The organism is Rhizobium sp. LjRoot258, assembly GCF_964254185.1.
GTDB lineage: Bacteria > Pseudomonadota > Alphaproteobacteria > Rhizobiales > Rhizobiaceae > Rhizobium.
Window position 1 is genome coordinate 1,066,168 of the sequence record NZ_CAXUST020000002.1, and the last position, 21,050, is coordinate 1,087,217.

Below are 21,050 nucleotides of genomic sequence, written 5' to 3' on the forward strand. Positions count from 1 at the left end.
ACAATGATGTCGTTTCATGCCTTTCGACGCATTCCTTCTTCGCTTGTCGGGACCGTTGCGGCGTGCCTATGGCTCGCAGCGACCGCCGGCCAGGTGCGGGCAGGTCCAGTCGCCATCGAATTCCTGCCGCCCAAGGTTGAGGTGAAGCCGATATGTATTCAACGGGCGCCGGATGGGGAGGTCATTGATCGATGGCTTTCCTGGGATCGCAAGTCCCTTCCGAAGATGGCACCGTGGCTGGTTCAGCGCGAGGCGCAACGACTTCGCGACATCGATCCGGAACTCTATTTTCCTGTCATCGCACGCATGATCGAACTGCTGCCCGGCCTGGACCACAACATGAAACCGCAGGATTTGGAGGCGGAGAAGATCACGCTCTACCTTCGGGCGGGAAAGATCGATGAGCTGAAGGACACCGGAACGATCGAGGCATTCGTCGCAAACGCGGAAACCAGTACGCCGAAGGATCTGGACCTGGCCGCGGAGCTGATCCTGAACGGCGTTACCGATCAGAAAGACACGACAAAGGCCCTATCCTACCTTGTCAACGCCGCCTATGGCGGAAATCCAAATGCGCTCCTGCAGCTTGCCAAGCGAAACCTCGACGGACAGAGCATCGAGGGTTGGACGGTTGACCCATCGCTCGCCATAACAATGGCCTTCGGCGCGATGGTCGGAAAACTTGACAGTGGAATTTGCGACCGGGTCGCGCGCATTGCCAGAGAATATGAAAAGGGGGAAGTGGTTCAACAGAACCGCACGATCTCGGAGGAGTGGTTGCGCTTTGCAGCCGACCTCGGAGACGGCAATGCTGCCTGGAAGGTAGCTCGTTATCACATGGAAAGCTCCGATATCCGCAAGGACAACGCAGTCCTGATGCGCTACCTCAAGTTCGCGGCCGATCATGGTGTGGTTGCCGCTCAGTCCGAGCTCGGCCACGTTTACGAGATCGGGGCGATCATTCCAAAAGATCTTGAGAAATCCGAGTACTATTATCGCCAGGCTGTGGCATCAGGTCATCGCAGCAGCCTGATCAGGCTCGCAAACCTTTACTCCGACGCGCCGGACGCCCGGGAGAAGTATGTTCAAGCGTTGAACGAACTCACGTCACTAAACGATGCGCCTGGTTGGGTTTTCGCCAGGCTGGCAAATCTTGCAATCGAGACGGACGGCTATTGGAAATCTCGCGACCAGGCAAGCCAGCTCTTCGCAAAAGGAGCCGAGCGTCGTGACATGACGTCCATGCACAGTCTGGCCGCCATTCGCATGGGCAGCACTGGCGAGGGGAATTTCGACGAGGGGATCAACCTTCTATTGGGGCTTCTTGACAACTTCGGCCGGACCGACACCATGAATGATTTGCGCGATGCCTACTTGTGTCACGCGCCCGACGGACCTCGCCTCGAGCAGGCGGCCTATTGGGCGAACGCCGCCAAGGGAACGCAGGGCGGCGCATGGTCAGTCGAAGACATCGAGGAGCTCGCTCATCAAGCAAACACGTCTGCGGCAGCCCTGCTTCAATCGGGTGCACTGAATGGCCAACCAAAGTTGATTGCTGCCTATCTCTGGTATCTCAAGGCAATTGGAACGGACGCTCACGCTATCAAAGAGTGGGACGAGCGCTTGTCGACGAGTCCGGACGCCGAGGCGGCATTTGCAGCCTTGATGCTGCAGGCAGCAGGCGATGATCCCAGCAAGAAGCGCGCCGCGCTCGATCGACTTCTGGCTGCTGCCGATCGGGGCAGCCCGGCTGCGCGGGTCGGGGCTGGCGAGTTGATACTTTCCTCGTTCAGGGATGACCCTACCCTTGCGGCCTCAGCCGAAAAGAACCTTCGTTTGGAAGCTGCAAACGGCAATGGAAGGGCCATGCAACTGCTTGCCGAAAAGTTTGCTGCGCCTCTTGGCGTCTACCAACAATACCTGCCGTCCATCGCCGATCGCGGTGACGCTGACGCATCGATTTTTGCGGCTCGGCAGGTGAGCGATGTCAATTTGAAACAGAGTTACCTGCTGCGCGCGCAAAGCGTCATGGACTGCTCGTTCGATTCGGCGCTGTCGATGGCGCGCGCTTATTCGGACCTGGGTCAACCAGACAGAGCGCGCGCCTGGATGGATGTTGGCGAAGCTTTCTCGGAAGGAAAGCCGTGGAGAGCACGACTGTTGGCCGAAGCCTATTCTGCAGTTGCATCGGCAGAGGCACGCCACAGCGCCATGCGCCTGTTCGAAATCGCGGCTCGTGGTGGCGATGCGAAGGCCGAGCAGTACCTCTTGAAAACCTACACCGACAAACAGAACCAACAGTTCTCGCCTGAGAAAGCAACCGAACTGATGGTCGATGTTATCGAACATGCTCCGGCCGAACGGGTTGCTAGCCGCCTGACCGGCTTGGCGCGATCGCACAAGAGCATCTACCAACTTGTTTTGGCACGCGTTGATCTTGCGTCGATCTACGAACGATCGGCAGATACGGGCGACCCTATCGGGATGCGCGAATTCGCAAAGCTGAAGCTTGCGACCAATGCCGGTGCGGAGGCCGCCTCAAACGCTACGGATCTGTTTCAGAAGGCGGCGGACAAAGGCGATGCGGAGTCAATGGTGCTGCTGGCGCAGAACTACGCCTACGGAATCGGCACGCAGCCGTCGTTGCCTCAGGCGAAGGCCTGGCTGGAAAAGGCAGCGCGTCTCGGCAACAAGCAAGCAAACGAAATGCTGGCGGTCATGGCAATGAAGGTGAACTAGATGAGAACGTATGTTTCCCGCCCGGTATGGATTAAGGGGCTTGGCAAGCTTCGTCAGGGTGCTCTTGTTTCGCCGTTGGCACTGGGGTTGCTCGCCGTCGGCGACCATCCTGCACAGGCCGAACAGAAATGCCCGAGAGTGCCCACGCCGGTTACAAGCCTTGAGCTTGGCAGCCGTTATGAAAAGGGTGACGCGTCCCGCTCAGAGCTTGACCAGGAAAGCAACGCAGCTGTCAACAAGGCCCTACGACCCATAGATCTCTTTGTCAGGTCAGTAGCCGCACTCTCTCACGGATCGTCTGCCACCAAGCCCTCCGACATCGAGAAACGCCGGTGTCTCTATACCGCACTGGCTACATGGGCAAATGCCGGCGCCTTGTCCGATCTCGGAACAATGAATGCGAAGCTCGCCATTTCCCCGCGCCTGGCCGGGATCGCAATTGCCTACAATGAAGCGAAGGCCCTAACGCCACCGCCGAGCAAGCAGAAAGTGGAAATCGAGGCGTGGTTGGCGCCCCTTGGCCGCAAGCTGGAATCCTTCTTCGACAATGACGCGCCACCGATGGCATCGCAGAACAACCTTCGCGCCTGGGCCGGACTTGCGGTCGCGCAAATCGGTCTGGCGACAAATGACGATGAGCAGGTTGCCTGGGGTGCGAAGTCAACGGAGATGGTCGTCTGTTCGGCCGACGAGGCTGGAGCGCTTCCCTTCGAAATGAAGAGAGGGGACAAAGCCTTGCATTATCAATTGCACGCGGTGGCGCCCCTGGTCGTCAATGCAGTACTCCTGAAAGGCCACGCAGCCGATAGCTTTGCCGTGTGTGATGGAAAGCTTGCCAAGATCGTGGATTTCACGCTTTCGGCGGTCGAAAAACCGGAACTCGCAGCGGCTAAGGCCGGAACTGAGCAGTCCTTTTCCATGGGCAGCGAGACGTTGGAGCCCTTTCAGCTCGCATGGCTGGAGCCTTATCTGACATATGAAAAAGATGAGAGGGCACTGCGCCTTGCCAAGAAGTACAGGCCACTATCGAACTCGAATCTTGGGGGCAATCTGACCGAGCAATACTCTGGGGATTGAGATAGTTCGTCCTCAATCACACGTCACTCAAGGAATAAGAAAGCCCACAAATGTTTAAGGTTAGATATGTTCTGATGATCAGCCTTGCCCCCCTTTTTTTCATGCCGGCATATGTCGCCGCCCAAGGCATGGCAGCGCGCCCGACAATCTCCGAGCAAACAACTCCGAAAAATCCTGACGGCAAGCTTAGCCCGAAAACTTGCGCTAAACTGCTGACAAAAGCAAAGAACTCCGGCAAGAGCATGAACATTATCATTCGCCGTAAGATGCAGCTTGCATCCCGCGGATGCATTTTTTAGGTGGGAATGCCGGGGGTGAGACAGGCGGAAAAGCCCGCTTCCAGTAAGCGGGCTTCAATGCCGCGGCAATCAAGTCATACCAAGCAATTCCAAAAAAATGAGCAGCGCCTTTCGAAGTCTAGCCGATATTGACATTGTCGCACTGTCTGAGCTCGGTAGTCATGGGATACGAAGACAGCTCGAGGCAACATGCCCCTAGCGAAGAGGCGCCGCCCACGTCGGTCCTGCTATGTTTGACCGGCAGCCTGCGGCGCCTGCACGTCGCCGACCGTCTAGATGGTGCATACGTTCCGTGGATTTTGGACTGGGGAGCCTTTAGAGCCTGAAGTCCGGTTGCTTCCGGTCGAGCGTACGCTTGATCGCCTCAAGGTGGAGACGAGCCGATTCCGGATCGCCGGCGCGCATCTGCCGATATGTTGCTTGCGCAATCTCCGGCGCGACGGGATTGACGGCGCGCCCAGTCGAAAGCGCGAGCGTCTGTACCTCGCAGGCTCGCTCGAGGTAGTAGAGATCGTCCCAAGCTTCGGCAATGGTCGGGCCGCAGACCATCACACCGTGGTGCTTCATAAATACGATGTCGGCGTTGCCGATCGCCGACGCAATGCGGTCGCCTTCGCCTTCGTCGAGCGCAAGCCCGTTGTAATTGCGGTCCACCGCAGTCCGGCCATAGAATTTCAACGCCGTCTGACCCGCGAAAATGAGCGGATCACCCTCCGTCATCGAAAGCGCTGTCGCATAAGGCATATGTGTGTGGAACGCGGCCTTCGCGCGAGGGATGTTCTTGTGGATGCGCGCATGGATATAAAAGGCGGTCGCTTCCGGCGTTCCGGATCCCGAGATCACGTTTCCATGGAAGTCGCAGACCAGCAGCATCGAGGCCGTCAGTTCGCTGAAGGCGAAGCCGTAGGGGTTGACGATGAAAAGGTCATCGTAACCAGGAACGATGGTCGAGAAGTGGTTGCAGATGCCTTCCTCCATACCGTAGGTCGCAGCCATGCGGAAGCAGGCGGCTAGATCGACGCGTGCCTGCCAGATCTCGTCGGTCTCCAGGTTCGGCTGGTTCGGGCCTCCGGGGCGGGTGTTCTGTGAAGCGATCAGTGAATGCGCCATGGCAAATTCCTTTTGTAGAAGTCAATGGAAAGGGTTCACACACCGCGGCCCATCAACTCGCCTGAAGCCGCCGGCGAATAATCCCTGTGTGGAAGTCTGCCCCAGCAAGGAGACCGGCATCGTTGAAGTCGTAGGTAGGATTGTGCAGGGGCGGCGAATTCTTGCCGTTGCCAAGGAACACGAAGCAACCCGGCACATGCGCGAGAAATTGCGCGAAGTCCTCCGACCCCGTCATGGGATTGCCCGCAATGGCGACATTTGCGGCGCCGTAGAGATCGCGCGCTACGGCCAGCGCCTCCTCCGTCAGCGCCGGGTCGTTCATCAGCGGCACGAACTCGCGCGTATAGACGACCTCGGCCTTGACATTGTAGGCAAAGGCCGTGCCCTCGGCGATCAGGCGCATCTGCCTTTCGATCGTCTCGCTGATCTCCGTACGGAAGCTGCGGGCATCGCCGAGGATCCGCGCCACTCCTGGCAATGCATTTCTCGTCCCGTCGGTGATCAGTTCGGTGACGGACACGACGCCGATGTCGGCCGGGTCCAGCCGGCGTGAGACGATGGTCTGCAGGTTGGTCACGAGCGCGCAGGCAGCGACAAGCACTTCGTTGCCCCAATGCGGCCGCGCGGCATGACCCCCAACGCCCGTGAGCGTGATCACGAAATTGTCCTCGGCCGACATCATCGCTTCCGGGCGCGTATGCAACGTGCCGACCTCCAGCCCAGGCATATTATGAACGCCGTAGATCTCGTCGAACGGAAACCTCTCGAAGAGGCCGTCAGCGATCATCGCCAGAGCTCCCTTTCCCCATTCCTCCGCCGGCTGAAAGATCAACCGAACGGTGCCGTCGAACCCGCCTTCCTCAGCCAGGATCTTCGCCGCACCGAGCAACATCGCGGTGTGGCCGTCATGGCCGCACGCATGCATGATGCCCTGGTTTTGAGAGCGATAGGTCAGGTTTGCCTGTTCATTGATGCGCAGCGCGTCCATATCGGCACGAAGCGCGATCGCGCGGTTGCCATTGCCGCGCTTCAGGGTCGCGACCACGCCCGTGCCACCGACGCCTTCGACAACGTCATCAAGACCGAATTCCCGAAGCTTGCTGGCGACGAGCTTCGACGTTCGCTGCTCTTCGAAGCCGAACTCAGGGTGAGCATGGAAATCCCGTCTCCAGGCCATCATTTCCCGATGGAGCAAATCCCGATCGATCACCATGTCACCTCCGCGCGAGTTCACCGACGACGTCGAGAAGAACGTTCGCGCCGGCGATCAGATGTTCATCGTTGGTCCGTTCCTTCGGGTTATGGCTGATGCCAGAGATACTGGGAACGAAGATCATGGCCGCCGGCGCGATCCTTGCGATCATCTGGGCGTCGTGGCCAGCGCCGGAAGTCATCCGCCTGCTGGTCAGGCCGCGATCCTTGGCTGCCTTCTCGATCGTCGCAACGATGCGCTGATCGAACCGGACCGGCTCGAACCGGGCCAGCCTCTCGACAGACACTTCAACGTGCTCCTCTTGCGATATCGCATCGAGAAACGCGGAAAGCGCCGTTTCGGCCTGTCTGAGCCGCTCCTCGTCCGGGTCGCGAAGATCCACGGTCAGCGTTGCACGAGACGGAATGACGTTGATGGCGTTCGGTTCGAAACTGATGCAGCCGACAGTCGCGACCGTCGGGGAATTCGAGTTCTTCGCCCGGTCGCGCAGAAAGGTAATGACCCTAGCTGCGGCATGACCTGCATCCCGGCGCATGGAGATCGGCGTTGTTCCAGCATGGTTGGCGTCGCCCTCGACCGTCATCCGCTGCCACGAGATGCCTTGCACACTCTCTACAGCTCCGATCGTAATGCCTTCACGCTCCAGAACTGGCCCTTGCTCGATATGAAGCTCGATATAAGCGTGCGGTGACAGAAATCCTGGCTCATGTGGTCCTGGATATCCAATGCGGCCAAGCTCTTCTCCAAGGATCGTCCCGTCGATTCCAACGGTGGCGAGGGCGGTCTCCAGGGCGAGGCCACCGGCGTAGACCAGCGATCCCATCATATCGGGCGCATAGCGCACGCCTTCCTCGTTCGTGAAGGCGGCGACGACGATCGGCCGGGAAGGAACGAAGCCGTCTTCCTTCAGTGTCTGAATCACCTCAAGCGCAGACAGCACACCGTAGCAGCCGTCATAGATGCCGGCATCGATGACGGTATCGATGTGAGAACCCACCATCAGCGGCTTTCCGTCGCTGATGCCGGAAGCCCTCCATATTCCAAAGATGTTTCCGATGCGATCGACCGCGACGTCGAGCCCCGCATCCGCGATCCAGGCGACAAACTGGTCCCGTCCGAGCTTCTCCGCGTCGGAAGCTGCAAGCCGCAAGAGCCGGCCGTCCGCATCCCGTCCGATGTCGCCGAGTGTTCTGATACGCCCGAGCAGGCGCGCGCTATCTATCGAGTGGCTGCTCACGGATGATCTCCGGCTGCGTTCTTGGCTGCGACGTCAGATGGAGCAACGCTCACGATTTCTTCGTACCTTCCAGGGTCGGTCGCGCCTTCGGTGTTGACGAGGAAGATGCGGGAATGGCGATCAAGCGACAGCGCGGCCTTGATGGAAGGATCGGCCACTGCCTTCAGCAGACCGGCAAGCCCGACCCCACCGCTTTCGCCCGCCACGATCGCCGGGTCGCCGCAGACGGGATTGGCGAGACGGTTCATCACGTAGACCGCGTCTGCCTCGTCCACAGTCATGAAGCCATCCGCAACGCGCGACAGTATGCGCCACGCGACAAGCGAAGGCTCGTAGCATTCAAGCATCGCCATGATGGTCGGCATGCCGTGGGCGACCACGACGGGAGTGCCGGCGCGTGCCGTCTCCAAAAGGCACGCAGCACGTTCTGGATCGACGACCGTAAAGATCGGTCGCGCGTTGCCGAACTCGATCGCCAGATGGCCGGCGACGGTTGCAGCAATCCCACCGACGCCGGACTGGATGAAGACGTGTGTTGGAACCTCAGGCATTTGCCTGAGCGCCTCGCTGACAAGGGTGGTGTAACCCTGCATGACCAGTCCGGGGATACGTTCATAGCCCGGCCATGAGGTGTCCGACACGATCGTCCAGCCGTTTGCCTCCGCCACCCGGGCGGCCTCCTTCACCGAATCGTCGTATGTTGCCCGGACACGGATAATCTCGGCGCCGAAGCGGGAGATAGCGGCAACGCGTTCGTCGCTGACGCCCGAGTGAACGAAGATGGCAGCGCGGGCGCCGACCAGTTCAGCCCCTTGAGCAACCGAGCGGCCATGGTTGCCGTCGGTCGCGCATGCGACCGTCATCGTCTCGGCAACGGCCCGGACCTCGGGGGACTGAAAGTCGGCCATGCCCAACGCGCGACCGAACCTTCGTTCGGCTTCCTCGAGAACGAGGCGGATAACGGCATATGCCCCGCCCAGCGCCTTGAAGCTTCCAAGGCCAAGGCGGTGGCCCTCGTCCTTGACATGTATGGAGGCGACGCCAAGTTCGGCGGCAAGGCCGGGGAGGGACCAGAGCGGCGTTTCGGAATGATTGTCCCGGAACGAGAGGTGATGCTCCACCTGCCGGGCGGCGGCTGAATCGAGCATCGCGACATCCCTTTGATCGAGCGCCTGGCGATACTGGTCAGTCTTGTTCAAAAGAAACATTTGCCTGCCTGTCTGGTGGACCGGACGCGAATCTATTGCAAGTGCAACGAAAAAAGCGCTGATATTCGGGGGTGTTTTTGCAATTTTGTTTCATTGGAGAGCTTGTGTGAACAACCGACTGCAGGCGTCTCGTCTGGACGAGTTCGATCGGAAGATCCTGACTGTCTTGCAAAGGGACAACACGACGCCGCTCAGGACCATCGGCGACGCGGTCAGCCTGTCGGCACCCGCCGTCCAGAGACGGATCAAGCGAATGCGGGAAGAGGGGGTTATCAGGGCCGACGTTGCAATCGTTGATCCGGACGCCGTCGGGCAGTCGATAACGATCTTCGTGGAAGTCGAGGTCATCAGCGAGACCGCACAGCAGATCGAGCACGCGAAGAAGGAGTTCGCAGCCTCTGCGGAGATCCAGCAGTGCTACTATGTCACCGGAGAGGCTGATTTCGTCCTCGTCATCGTCGTCCCCACGATGACCGACTACGAGGCTTTGACGCGACGGCTTTTCTTCGGCAACAACAACGTCAAGCGTTTCCGCACATTCGTTGCCATGGATCGGGTGAAGGTCGGCTTGGCGATCGATATCAACAGTCGATCAGGAGCCGCTTAAGGTTTGCGTTCGTACTTGGTGGCAAGCCCTGCCACGCGCTTCGGCCGCGCGGCGCAGACCCATCCGGGTTCGGCAGCAGACTAGGTCCATGGCTTGGTGATGGCGCCTGTGGCGACGACCCTGACGCTCTTCGCCCTCATAATCTTTACTGTGCAGCGCGCAGCGGTCCGAGCGCGACGTCCGTCGTGTAGTTCTCGCGCATGAAGTTGATGAAGTTGTCCTGGAACTGCCGTGTGTGCGCGTGGGCGAGTTCGTCGGCGAGATCCACGTTCCTGTCGCGGATCGCTTCCAGCATCTGACTATGCTCGTCGGTCAAAAGATATCCTTCATGAGTCCGTTCGAGATATTCGAAGTGCAGGTGCAGCATCCGCTGTCCCTGGGACAGAAGCTTCTCGTAGAAGGAGGCCAGATACTGGTTCTTGCCGGCGTAGGCGATCGCCATATGAAACTCCTTGTTCGCCTCCGACATCGCCAGATGATTGCCCGTCTTAACCGCCGCCGCGAACGCCTTGTCGCGCTTCGCGATCACCTTGAGGTCAGCGTCGGTCCGCAGCGCCGCCGCCAGTCGCGTGTTCATACGCTGGGCGATGTCGAGCGCATCAACGTATTTGGGAAACGTCGCGACTTCGATCGGGGCCACGATGGTGCTCCGATTGGAAAGGGTGACGACCAGTTCGTCTGCCCCAAGCCGGATCAATGCCTCCCGGACGGGGGATCGCGACATGTCGAAGCGCTCGGCCAGCGTCGTCTCGTCGAGAAGTTGGCCGGGGGGAAGGGCCAGTGCGAGGATCTCGCTACGAAGCGTTTCGTACACGCTTTTCCAGCCGGTTCCCCGAATTCGTTTCACTTCAGACTCGTCAGACACTTAGGTCCCTTTCATTCGCAGATGCGGCATTGGGCCAGAAAACCAAGGCTACGGCAATGTAATTTTTCCGCTTGACTTTGTCGACACGCTGTTGACATTAATTCGTCAGTCGACACGCAGCCGACACGAAAAACAACAGAAACGGCTACAGCCGACGAGTGGAACCGCGCGCTTTGCGCACAGCAAAAGAGGAATGCCGATGCTCTCGAAGTTGATAACGTCCGCCTTGCGGACGATGCCTGCGCTCGCCTTGTTGGGAGCTTTGACGACCGCCGCTGAGGCTCAGACGGCCGAAGGATACTGGCAGGGCGTCCAGAAGGCTGGAGTTCTGAAGTGCGGAGCTGCCGTCGCGCCTCCTTACGTCATGCGCGATCCCGCAACCGGCGAGTACTCAGGCTTCTTCGCCGATCTTTGCAAGGAATTCGCCGACGCTCTCAAAGTGAAGCCGGAGTTTGTCGATACCACGTGGGACAACATCGTCGCTGGCCTGCAGGCCGGTAAATGGGACGTTTCGCTTGCGCTGAACCGCACACCCGCCCGCGCCATGGCCGTTCAGTTTTCTGTCCCGGCGATGGAGTATCAGATCTCGCTCGCCTACAACAAAAACAACACGAAGATTCCTGCCGGTGCCTCGACGGTTGCCGATATCGACAAGGAGGGCGTGACACTTGCCGTCATGTCGGGAACGGCACAGGACAAGGCAATTTCGGCGGCGGTCAAGACCGCGACCATCATGCGTCTGCCCGGCAACGATGAAACGCGCCTTGCCGTGACGTCGAAGCGGGCCGACATCCTGGTCGACGCTTCCGACACCAACCAGCTCTTCACCCAGTCTAATCCGGATTGGGCCATCGCAATGAACCCGACGCCGGCGCTCGCCAAGCAGGGCGTCGCCTTCGGCCTGCCGCACAATCTGTCAACAGCAGACGTCGAGGTCGTTAACATCTTCCTCGAAGAAAAAGTTGCGACCGGTCATGTCGACGAGCTGATCAAAAAGGCCGTTGACGAGGTTCTCAAGGGAGCAAAGTAAAGCCACCGGCGCCGGCGTTCGCCGCCGGCGCCTCTTTTCTCTCTTGGAAAACAGAGATCGGCCATGACCATGTCTTTCAGCCTTCCCCTCATGAAAATGCAGGCGCTCCATAAAAGCTATGGCGACGGTGCCGTTCAGGTGCTCAAGGGCATCGACATCGAAATGAAGCCTGGCGAGCGCGTTGTCGTTATCGGCCCGAGCGGCGGGGGCAAGAGCACGCTGCTTCGGGTGATGATGGGGCTCGAGAAGATCGACAGCGGATCGATCAGCTTCGATGGCAAGCCCTACATCTCCTCTGAGGCGGTCGACAAGAAGACGTTGATCGACACCGAGGTCCGCCGGTCGATCGGCATGGTCTTCCAGCACTATACGCTGTTCCCCCACCTCAACGTCATTCAAAACCTTGTTCTCGCGCCCTGCAAGGTTCGCAGGGAGCCTAGGGCAAAGGCTGAGGCGCGTGCACACACTTTGCTGGAGCGGTTCGGTCTTGGCGCCAAGGCGAAGGCATATCCCGCGCAACTCTCCGGCGGACAGAAGCAGCGTGTTGCTATCGCCCGCGCGCTCATGCTCGATCCCAAGCTTATGCTCTTCGACGAGGTCACGTCAGCCCTCGACCCAGAGCTGGTCAGCGAGGTCGAGCAGGTCATCCTGCAGCTTGCCGCACAAGACATGCCGATGATGATCGTCACGCACGACATGTGGTTCGCCAAGAACATCGCTTCCCGCGTGATCTTCTGTGCAGGCGGCATCGTCGTCGAGGACGGCCCGCCGGAACAGGTGCTCGGCGCTCCGAAGGAAGAGCGTACCAAGGAATTCATCGACCGCGTCTTCCATATCAAGCAATAGGAGCGAGCCCCGTGAACTACACGTTCGATTTCAATTCGGTGTCGTTTGCTCCGCTCCTGAAGGGGCTGTGGGTCTCGCTGGAGCTTACGGCAGCGGCGAATCTCATCGGTGTCGTTCTGGGCTTCGGCTTGGCACTGCTGATCATGAGCCCGATCAAGGCCGTTCGGCTGCCGTTCATGCTCTTCGTTGAGTTCTTTCGCTGCACACCGGCCATCGTTCAGATCGTCTGGATCTTCTATTGCGTACCGATGCTGTTCGACGTGTTTCTCGATCCGATCACGATGGGGATACTTGCGCTCGGCCTCAATCTCATGGCCTTCAATGCCGAGGCCTACCGGGCGTCGATTCAGGCGGTGCCACGCGAGCAGATCGACGCGGGGATCGCCCTTGGGTTGAATCCTTTGCAGCGGATTCTCTACATCGTCCTTCCGACGGCTTTTCGCGCTTCCGTCCCCGTCCTTCTGACCAATGGTATCGTGATCTTCCAGCAAAGCGCGCTCGTCGCCATCGTCGCGATCCAGGACCTCATGTACCAGGGCAAGTCCCTGGCGACCGAAACCTACCGCCCCATCGAGACGTTCACCGTTGTGGCTCTGATCTACTTCGCAGTTTCGTTCCCGGTAACCCAGATGGTCGGCCTGCTCGAGCGGCGCCGCCAACAGCTCATCAGCTAGGAGGCCGAGATGGCGCTCGATTTTTCGATACTTCTTCGTTTCGAGCATGCGCTTCTGCTCGGCCTCTGGACGACGCTGAAGCTGACGGCAATCTGCATCGTGCTCGGCTGCTCGCTCGGTTTCCTTGTCGGCCTTGCCAGGACATCCCGGTCGGTTGCGCTTCGGGCCGTTTCCAGCGTCTACGTAGAATTCTTCCGTGGCACGCCCGTGCTCATCCAGCTCTTCTGGATCTTCTTCTGCCTGCCGCTGATCCTCGGCGTCGAACTCTCCAACCTCACCTCAGGCGTGATTGCCCTGACCCTCTATATGGGCGCGATCACAAGCGAGACATTCCGTGCGAGCCTCAAATCGATCGGCCCGGAACAGTTGGATGCCTGCGTGGCGCTCGGCCTTCCCCGCAATGTGCAAGTGACCAACGTCGTCCTGCCGCAGGCGGTACTGCGCGCGATCCCGACACTGCTTTCAAACTGCGTCAGTCTGTTCAAGGAAAGCGCGCTGGTTTCGGCGGTCGGGATGGCCGACCTCATGTTCGTGGGTCAGAACATTTCCAGCAATACTGCGCGGCCCGTCGAGGTGCTGACGGTCGTTGCACTGATCTACTTCGTCATCGCGTTTCCGTTGACGCGCGGTGTCTCGCTCATCGAAGGGCGGGTCCTCAAGAAGCTCGCGATTTGATCATTCCGAACATTGGAGAACTTTTATGAAACTATCTGGCGTCATGCCTGCGCTCATTACCCCGTTCGATGCGAACGGGAAAGTCGACTTCAAGGCTTTCGAAAAGCACCTGACCGGCCTGCGTGCTGCCGGAGTGACCGGATGGGTGCCAATGGGATCGACGGGCGAGTATTCCGCCCTGTCGAACGCCGAGCGCGACGAGGTTTTAAAGTTCGTCAAGGACTTCGCCAACGAAGGCGAGGCTTTGATCGCCGGCACGAACGCGCCCGCAACCCGCGAAGTTATCGAAAACACTCTTCGCGCCAAGGAGATCGGCTACGATACCGTTCTGCTCGCGACGCCGTTCTACACTCGTCCGACGCAGGATGAGCTTCTCGCTCACTTTCAGAAGGTGCTTGCCGAAACCAACGTCAACCTCGTGCTTTACAGCTATCCGTACAAGGACGGCGTTGAGATCGGCTTCGACATCCTGGATGCGCTTGCAGACGATCCGCGCGTCCTCGGTATCAAAGAAAGCTCGGGATCGCTCCAACGCGCAATCGACATCCACGCCCGTTACCACGGCCGCATCGACCTCATCTCGGGATCGGACGACATTGCGCTCGACTTCATGTTCTGGGGCGCGGACGCCTGGATCTGCGGTCCCGCCAACTGCATGGCGAAAGCCTGCGTCGACCTTGATCGAACCTTCCGTTCGGGCGATTTGGCAAAGGCTCGCGAGAAGATGATCGTTCTTTACAAGGCCATGAACATCCTGGAGAGCGGCAAGTTCGTTCAGAAGGTGAAGTACGGATGCGAACTGCAGGGCCAGTCGGTTGGCAACTGCCGCGCCCCGCTGGGCGAGCTGACGGCCGACGAAAAGGCTGAATTCAGGAAGGCTATGGAGCCGATTCTCAACTGGTAAAGCCGAGGCGGTCAAGTCGCCTGCAATCTCTCAAACGTGACGAGGTCGTCGTGACATCAACCGTGGTCGTCGGAGCCGGCATCATCGGCGTGGCCATCGCCTACGAACTACAACGCCGTGGTCGCTCCGTCATGCTGCTGGACAAGGACGCGCCGGGAAAGGGCGCGTCCTATGGTAACATGGCGAGTATAGCTGTCACGGAATTCATGCCGGCCTCTCGGCCGGGCATCTGGGCGCAAATGCCGAAGTGGATGCTGGATCCAGAAGGGCCGGTCCGCGTCCGGCCCGGATACGTCCCCAGGCTTGTCCCATGGTTCCTCCGCTTCCTGGCAGCAAGTCGGCCTTCGAAACTTCGGGAGCTGGAGGCTGCGGGCGCGGTTCTGTGTGCTCGCGTCCACGAGGACCTCGACGCACTGCTTCGTAACACCGGCCTCACGGACATGCTCAGCGAAGAGGGGTGCCTGAGCCTTTATAAGGACGAAGCCGAGTTCCGCGCGGACAGGGAGCACATCGAGATCCTGGAGCGCTTCGGCTTCCGGCACGAGGTTTTAGGCGGCAACGCAATCCGGGATCTCGAGCCAGCCGTGACCACAGGAATTGGCAAGGCGGTGTTGTTTCCCGACAACCGATCCGTATCCGATCCCTACAAACTCGTCGTGGCGCTCGCCGACAAGTTCCGCCTTCTGGGCGGATCGATCGAACAGGGCGAGGTAAAGGGATTCGAACTGCGAGATGGGTCTGTCTCGGCTCTTGAGCTCGCCAACGGGCGGACGATTTCGACAGAGGAGGTCGTGCTGGCGGCGGGAGCCTTCACCGCACGTCTGTCCGCACTCCTGAGTGAGCACATCCCCCTCGAGACCGAACGCGGCTATCACACCCAGATCATGGATCCGGGCATCGCCATGCGTCACTCGATCATCTGGCCTGCCCGCGCTTTCATGGTGACACCGACGGCAGGTGGCATTCGCGTCGGCGGAACCGTCGAAATGGCAGGCCTCGACGCGCCGCCGGATTATCGCAGGGCAAAGGTGTTGGTCAAACGGGCAAAGGAAGCTCTTCCGGACCTGCAGGCTCGCGAGACAACAGAATGGATGGGGCACCGACCCGCATTGCCGGACACACTTCCGGTCATGGGACCATCGGCGAAGCGGAAGAACATCTGGTACGCGACGGGTCACGGCCATCTCGGCCTGACCTACGCGGCCACGACTGGGCGTATAATGGCCGATCTCATCACGGGCGTCGCGCCGCCCGTGGACATGTACCCATATCGTGTCGACCGGTTCTAACCGGTCGCTTTCGACAGCAAGGACATACAGATGCGAAGCGAACTCTATATCGACGGAAAGTGGGTAAAGCCGATCAAGGGCGGAACCTGCATCGTAACCAATCCTGCGACCGAAGAGACTATCCAAACGATCAGCGCTGCGACGGCCGAAGACGTCAACGTCGCGGTCAAGGCTGCTCGGCGTGCGTTCGACAAAGACGGCTGGCCCAAGCTTTCCGGTGCACAGCGGGCAAAGTATCTAAGAGCGATCGCAGCCGGCATCCGCGTGCGTCAGGCGGACATCGCCCGGCTGGAAGTGCTGGATAACGGCAAGCCGTTCCCGGAAGCCGACTGGGATGTCGCCGACGCCGCCGGCTGCTTCGACTTTTATGCCGGACTTGCCGAACAGCTCGACAACAAACCGGAGGAAACGATTTCGCTTCCGGACGACCGTTTCACATCCAAGGCGGTGAAGGAGCCCATCGGCGTCGTAGGTGCAATCATCCCTTGGAACTATCCGCTGCTGATGGCAGCCTGGAAGGTTGCTCCTGCTCTTGCGGCCGGGTGCACGGTTATTCTCAAGCCAGCCGAGCTGACGTCGCTCACAGCACTTGAACTGGCCGCCGTCGCCGATGAAACTGGACTGCCTGCCGGCGTCCTCAATATCGTCACGGGTTCCGGATCGGTGGCGGGACAGGCCATCATCGATCACAGGCAAGTCGACAAGCTAGCGTTCACAGGTTCCGGGCCGGTCGGCTCCAAGATCATGGCGGCAGCGGCGCGCGACATCAAACGGGTCAGTCTCGAGCTTGGCGGTAAGTCGCCGTTCGTCGTCTTCGACGATGCAGACATTGAAGAAGCCGTCGAATGGATAATGTTCGGCATCTTCTGGAACCAGGGGCAGGTCTGCTCGGCGACATCCCGCGTCCTCGTGCATGAAGCCATTTATGATCGGCTGCTCGCTCGTCTTGTCGAGGAGACCAACAAAATCAAGATTGGCAACGGTCTCGAGGACGGCGTCCTCCTCGGCCCACTGGTCTCGAAGCGCCAGTATGAGCAGGTCACCGCCGCGATCGATGCCGCCCGCAAAGCTGGGGCTACGGTTGCGTGCGGGGGGACCAGGCCAGAAGGATTCGACAAGGGCTATTATCTGCGCCCAACCGTACTGACCGACGTCCCCCTCGACAGCGACGCCTGGGTCGAGGAGATTTTCGGCCCGGTTGTCTGCGTCAAGGCGTTCAAGACCGAGGAGGAGGCCATCGAGCTCGCCAACGACTCCCGCTTCGGTCTTGCCGCCGCCGTCATGTCGAAGGACGACGTCCGCACCGAGCGCGTCGCGTCCGCCTTCCGGGCAGGCATCGTATGGATCAACTGCTCGCAGCCGACGTTCACCGAGGCACCCTGGGGCGGTTACAAGGAGTCAGGCATCGGCCGCGAACTCGGGCGCTGGGGGCTGGAGAACTACCTCGAAACCAAGCAGATCACAAAGTACGTCACCGACAACCCCTGGGGCTGGTACATCAGGTAGAGGTCGGCCCGATGCATTTCGACAAGACTCTCGAACTGCTGCTCGTCCATTGCCAGGGCGAACTCGGTCATCTTCTCGTCAACGGCGCTCCGGAAGTTCCCGGCGCGACCATGCTCGACAAGATGAACCACATCAACACTGTCGACGACAGCCTACGGCGGTTTGTCACGTTCGAGCCGCGCGCCAACGTCGCTATGTCGGTAAACCTGCTCGTCGCGCCGACACGGGACGACGCTGACGCAGGTTTTATCGTGCTGCAAGCAGACCGGGCGCATCCGATGTCGGGAAGCAACTGTATCTGCGTCGTCACGGCTCTTCTTGAGAGCGGTCGCGTACGGATGCAGGAGCCGGAGACCATTGTCCGTCTCGATACGCCAGCGGGTCTGATCGTCGCGCACGCGACGTGCGAGAACGGCCGTTGCCTGGTCGTCAGTCTCGACAACGTGCCGAGCTTCGCCGAGTTGCTGGACCATGAACTCGACACGCCGAAGTGGGGACGGATCAAGGCCGACGTCGCATTCGGTGGCGTCTACTACGGCCTGGTGGACGTCGACCAGATCGGTCTGACCATCGAGCCCGATAGCGCGCGCGAGCTTGCCGAAGCGGGTATCGAGCTCACGCACCTGCTCGCAGAGCAGGTCGGGGTGAAGCATCCCACGCTGCCAGGCATCGACGAGATCGCCTATGTCATGTTCCGCGATGTGGAGCCCGATGGCGCCATTCGCACGTGCACCACACTACAGCCGGGCAGGGTTGACCGCTCGCCTTGCGGTACCGGGAGTTCAGCCAACCTGGCTTCCCTTTACGCACGCGGCCTCATCTCGGTCGGCGACGTCCGTACGTCGCGCTCCATCATTGGCGGAGAGTTCCGTGCCGAGGCGATCGGAGAGACAGAGGTTGCTGGTCGCAAGGCGGTCATTCCTCGCATCACCGGTCGGGGATATGTCTATGGTCGCACAGAACTACGCGTTTCCAACGACGAGCCTTTCGTGGCGGGCTTTGCGCTTTCCGACACCTGGGGACCGCAGGTCGGCCTGTTGAAATGAGGAGCAACCATGAGAACGTCGCTGGAAGGCCAGTGCATTCTGGTCACTGGATCGTCGGGAGGAATTGGGGCGGCCATCGTCGAACGGCTCGCTGCCGAAGGCGCCCGTGCGATCATTCACTATGGCCGAGACAAGGATGGGGCCGAGGCGCTGCTGGACCGTATCGCAGGGCGCGGGTGGGTCGCCCAGGCTGACCTGTCCACGTCTGAAGGGCCGTTCGAACTTTGGCGCAAGTCGGTGGACGTCGCTGGACGCGTGCATGCACTGGTAAACAACGCGGGCATTCGTACGGAGATCTCCATCGACGCATCGGCGCAGGACTGGAAATCCGCATGGCAAAAGGAGTTCCAGGTCAACTTCTTTGCTGCCGCCGATCTCTCCAAGGAGGCGATCGGCCATTTCAAGGCGAATGGAGGCGGTCGGATCGTCAACATGGCGAGCCGCGCCGGCCAGCGTGGGTATGCGGCAAACGCCATGCCCTATGGTGCGACGAAGGCCGCGCTGGTCAATCTCACGAAGTCCATTGCTCGAAGCTTTGGTGCCGATGGGGTGACGGCGATTGCGATCGCCCCCGGCTGGGTGCGGACCGAGATGGCGCAAGAGTTCATCGCGGCGCACGGGAAGGCGGCCGCCGTTGCCGACATACCGATCGGAGAGATGGCGGCGCCGACCGAGGTCGCGGAACTCGTCGCATTCGTTCTACGGCCAAGCCAGGCGTCGCTGAACGGGGCGACCCTCGACGTCAACGGCGGAAGCTACATTCGATAAAGACACAGGATGGTTCTCATGAAGCGATTTGAAGAAAAGGTTGCTGTCGTCACTGGTGCCGGGGGCGGAATTGGTTCGGCGATCGCCCGTCGCCTGGCCGCTGAGGGCGCACTAGTCGTCGTGACCGACGTAAATGCCGAGACGGCGGCGCAGGTTGTGAGCGGCATCGAAGCCGAAGGCGGCGCCGCCACTGTGATCGCCGCGGATATCTCGAATAGGGTTTCCTGTTACGCCCTCATCGAGCAGGCTTTTTTTCTGCGCGGTCGCATTGACGTCCTTGTCAACAATGCAGGCATCAATCGCCGCGGCAACCTCCTGGCGCTGTCGGACGAGGACTGGGACATCAGCTTCACGGTGAACCTGGACTCGATGTTTCATCTTTGCCGCGCCGCTCTCCCCCACATGATCTCGGCCGGAGGCGGCGCAATCGTCAACACGGCGTCGCAATGGGGATTGTATCCCGCGCCAAACCATATCGCCTACAATACGACCAAGGCGGCTGTCGCAGCGTTTACGCAGAACTTGGCGCGCGACTATGCTCCAAACGGGGTACGCGTCAACGCGGTCTGCCCAGGAGAAATCCACACGCCTATGCTTGAGGCGGGCGTGACGCGATCGGGTCGGACGATCGCCGATCTGGACAAGCTCGTGCCGTTCGGCCGTATCGGCAAGCCCGAGGAAGTGGCAGCACTCGTTGCCTTCCTGGCGTCGGACGAGGCCGCGTTCATGTGTGGTTCGTTGGTCGAGATCACAGGCGCGCAAGCTGTGGCATAGTGTTGAATTGATATCGACTGTTTGGCGCGCGGTTGCTTATACGCTCTCGGGCGTGATGATCTCGAACGGCACAACGCGCTGCAGTATAGTGTCTCCGCGGTTTTCCAGTGCGGTGACCATCGTTGCGATCAACTCCTCGGAAATCTTGTCCAGCGGATGACATAAGGCTGCCGTTATCAGACCCTCGGTCAGCCCCTTGCGCGTCTCGGGGCCGATGTCGCGACATATGACGCGCACCCGGCTGCGCTTTACATCGTCGGATTCGCGTAGCGCCTTCAAAACGCCAGAGATTCCGCCGCCGACGATGTATATCCCTCGCAAGTCGTCGGAATCTGCGAGCAGCTCGCGAACCATCTGGTAGGCTTGGTGGGATTCCTCGTGTGTCGGTCGGCTGTCGTCGATTTGGAGATGCGGCGCGTGCTCGCGCATGTAGGAGCGGAAACTCGCATCGCATATGTCCTGGCACTGGTATCGATGGTTCCCAATGAAGACGGCTATCCGGCCGGCGTCGGGGATCGTCTGGGCCAAAAACCATGCCGCAGTCCTCCCCAATTTCCAATTGTCCGTTCCAACGTAGCCCGCCCGATCAGGCGCCGATTGATCCGTGATGTAGGTCACCACCGGCTTGCCACTGGTGCGCAGTGAGTGGATGGTCTGTCCTATAAGGGGGTGATCTCCGGCGATAATGGCAACGGCATCACACCGCTCGCCGAGCGCAGCGAGCCGATTTGCAATATTCTGGGGTTCGAGGACGTCGACAAACTCGACTATGGGTTCAACCTTCTCATTGACCCGTCGCGATGCCGCTTCGACGATCTTCGATCCGAAAAGTTTATAAAGATCCCGGCTCGACTGCTGGAGCAGAAAACCGAATCTGTAGCTTGGAAGGGCGCGTCGCAAGCGATCCTCAATGACGCCGAGACCATAAAAGCCAATTTGCTCGGCCGCGCGTTCGACCTTCTCGATCGTCCGCGGGCGCACGGAAGCCGAGCCCGCCAAAATCCGATTGACGGTAGCAACGCTGACGTTCGCAGTGCGAGCGAGATCGGCGATCGTCGGACGTGTCTTCATGAGATTTTCCGCGTCATTTTGCTTTGATATAGAAGATACAAAATATCTATTCCAATGCAATAGTTGTTTCGAGCAAACGTTCTATTTGCTAACTCTTCTCTCGCGTTGCCGG

Annotated in this window: 20 protein-coding genes; 14 read left to right on the forward strand and 6 right to left on the reverse strand. The window is 59.9% G+C overall.

Annotated elements, in window-relative coordinates:
* The first annotated feature begins 6 nt into the window (after positions 1-6).
* The 3 genes from ACSQ9D_RS25815 to ACSQ9D_RS25825 all read left to right on the forward strand — a co-directional run bounded on the left by ACSQ9D_RS25815 (position 7) and on the right by ACSQ9D_RS25825 (position 4,115).
* On the forward strand, positions 7-2,739 hold the full coding sequence (locus ACSQ9D_RS25815) for a hypothetical protein (RefSeq protein WP_436284699.1): 2,733 nt from the start codon (positions 7-9) through the stop codon (positions 2,737-2,739).
* Positions 2,740-3,816: an alginate lyase family protein gene (locus ACSQ9D_RS25820; protein ID WP_436284700.1), complete on the forward strand. Its 1,077-nt coding sequence runs from the start codon at positions 2,740-2,742 to the stop codon at positions 3,814-3,816. It begins immediately after the preceding gene.
* A 74-nt stretch (positions 3,817-3,890) separates the two neighbouring features.
* Positions 3,891-4,115, forward strand: coding sequence for a hypothetical protein (locus ACSQ9D_RS25825; RefSeq protein ID WP_143147498.1), 225 nt, complete (start codon positions 3,891-3,893; stop codon positions 4,113-4,115).
* Positions 4,116-4,430: 315 nt separating this feature from the next.
* On the opposite strand, the gene ACSQ9D_RS25830 is transcribed toward ACSQ9D_RS25825, so the two are convergent.
* From ACSQ9D_RS25830 to ACSQ9D_RS25845, 4 genes are read right to left on the reverse strand one after another with little or no spacing between them, the layout of a single operon-like run.
* Positions 4,431-5,225 (reverse strand): aldolase, encoded by a 795-nt coding sequence (locus ACSQ9D_RS25830; protein WP_436284701.1) that lies wholly within the window; start codon positions 5,223-5,225, stop codon positions 4,431-4,433.
* Positions 5,226-5,277: 52 nt separating this feature from the next.
* Positions 5,278-6,438: a M20 aminoacylase family protein gene (locus tag ACSQ9D_RS25835; protein ID WP_436284702.1), complete on the reverse strand. Its 1,161-nt coding sequence runs from the start codon at positions 6,436-6,438 to the stop codon at positions 5,278-5,280.
* 1 nt (position 6,439) lies between these two features.
* Complete coding sequence (locus tag ACSQ9D_RS25840) at positions 6,440-7,675, reverse strand: Zn-dependent hydrolase (RefSeq protein ID WP_436284703.1); 1,236 nt, start codon at positions 7,673-7,675, stop codon at positions 6,440-6,442.
* Positions 7,672-8,883, reverse strand: coding sequence for a diaminopropionate ammonia-lyase (locus tag ACSQ9D_RS25845; protein ID WP_436284704.1), 1,212 nt, complete (start codon positions 8,881-8,883; stop codon positions 7,672-7,674). The genes ACSQ9D_RS25840 and ACSQ9D_RS25845 overlap by 4 nt, the downstream gene beginning before the upstream one ends.
* Before the next feature lie 106 nt (positions 8,884-8,989).
* Between ACSQ9D_RS25845 and ACSQ9D_RS25850 the strand changes: the two genes are divergently transcribed.
* Complete coding sequence (locus ACSQ9D_RS25850) at positions 8,990-9,490, forward strand: Lrp/AsnC family transcriptional regulator (RefSeq protein ID WP_436284705.1); 501 nt, start codon at positions 8,990-8,992, stop codon at positions 9,488-9,490.
* Positions 9,491-9,635: 145 nt separating this feature from the next.
* On the opposite strand, the gene ACSQ9D_RS25855 is transcribed toward ACSQ9D_RS25850, so the two are convergent.
* A complete protein-coding gene (locus tag ACSQ9D_RS25855) occupies positions 9,636-10,355 on the reverse strand; it encodes a GntR family transcriptional regulator (protein ID WP_436284706.1) in 720 nt (239 codons plus the stop codon).
* Positions 10,356-10,554: 199 nt separating this feature from the next.
* Between ACSQ9D_RS25855 and ACSQ9D_RS25860 the strand changes: the two genes are divergently transcribed.
* The 10 genes from ACSQ9D_RS25860 (at position 10,555) to ACSQ9D_RS25905 (ending at position 19,867) form a co-directional block, all read left to right on the forward strand.
* On the forward strand, positions 10,555-11,385 hold the full coding sequence (locus tag ACSQ9D_RS25860) for a substrate-binding periplasmic protein (RefSeq protein WP_436284707.1): 831 nt from the start codon (positions 10,555-10,557) through the stop codon (positions 11,383-11,385).
* A 63-nt stretch (positions 11,386-11,448) separates the two neighbouring features.
* Positions 11,449-12,231, forward strand: a complete 783-nt coding sequence (locus ACSQ9D_RS25865; RefSeq protein WP_436284708.1) for an amino acid ABC transporter ATP-binding protein — start codon at positions 11,449-11,451, stop codon at positions 12,229-12,231.
* 11 nt (positions 12,232-12,242) lie between these two features.
* Positions 12,243-12,905 carry an amino acid ABC transporter permease gene (locus tag ACSQ9D_RS25870; RefSeq protein WP_436284709.1) on the forward strand — a complete coding sequence of 221 codons (663 nt, stop codon included), beginning with the start codon at positions 12,243-12,245 and terminating at the stop codon, positions 12,903-12,905.
* Between the two features lie 9 nt (positions 12,906-12,914).
* Positions 12,915-13,580 (forward strand): amino acid ABC transporter permease, encoded by a 666-nt coding sequence (locus ACSQ9D_RS25875; protein ID WP_436284710.1) that lies wholly within the window; start codon positions 12,915-12,917, stop codon positions 13,578-13,580.
* Positions 13,581-13,605: 25 nt separating this feature from the next.
* Positions 13,606-14,484 (forward strand): 4-hydroxy-tetrahydrodipicolinate synthase, encoded by an 879-nt coding sequence (gene dapA, locus ACSQ9D_RS25880; RefSeq protein ID WP_436284711.1) that lies wholly within the window; start codon positions 13,606-13,608, stop codon positions 14,482-14,484.
* A gap of 50 nt (positions 14,485-14,534) precedes the next feature.
* Positions 14,535-15,773 carry an NAD(P)/FAD-dependent oxidoreductase gene (locus ACSQ9D_RS25885; protein WP_436284712.1) on the forward strand — a complete coding sequence of 413 codons (1,239 nt, stop codon included), beginning with the start codon at positions 14,535-14,537 and terminating at the stop codon, positions 15,771-15,773.
* Positions 15,774-15,803: 30 nt separating this feature from the next.
* Entirely contained in the window at positions 15,804-17,279 is a 1,476-nt protein-coding gene (locus tag ACSQ9D_RS25890) for an aldehyde dehydrogenase family protein (protein WP_436284713.1), read from the forward strand.
* Positions 17,280-17,290: 11 nt separating this feature from the next.
* Positions 17,291-18,325, forward strand: a complete 1,035-nt coding sequence (locus ACSQ9D_RS25895) for a proline racemase family protein (protein ID WP_436284714.1) — start codon at positions 17,291-17,293, stop codon at positions 18,323-18,325.
* A 9-nt stretch (positions 18,326-18,334) separates the two neighbouring features.
* A complete protein-coding gene (locus ACSQ9D_RS25900) occupies positions 18,335-19,093 on the forward strand; it encodes an SDR family NAD(P)-dependent oxidoreductase (protein ID WP_436284715.1) in 759 nt (252 codons plus the stop codon).
* Between the two features lie 18 nt (positions 19,094-19,111).
* On the forward strand, positions 19,112-19,867 hold the full coding sequence (locus tag ACSQ9D_RS25905) for an SDR family NAD(P)-dependent oxidoreductase (protein WP_436284716.1): 756 nt from the start codon (positions 19,112-19,114) through the stop codon (positions 19,865-19,867).
* A 36-nt stretch (positions 19,868-19,903) separates the two neighbouring features.
* Here ACSQ9D_RS25905 and ACSQ9D_RS25910 read toward each other — a convergent pair whose 3' ends face one another.
* Positions 19,904-20,938: a LacI family DNA-binding transcriptional regulator gene (locus ACSQ9D_RS25910; protein ID WP_436284717.1), complete on the reverse strand. Its 1,035-nt coding sequence runs from the start codon at positions 20,936-20,938 to the stop codon at positions 19,904-19,906.
* Between the last annotated feature and the right edge of the window lie 112 nt (positions 20,939-21,050).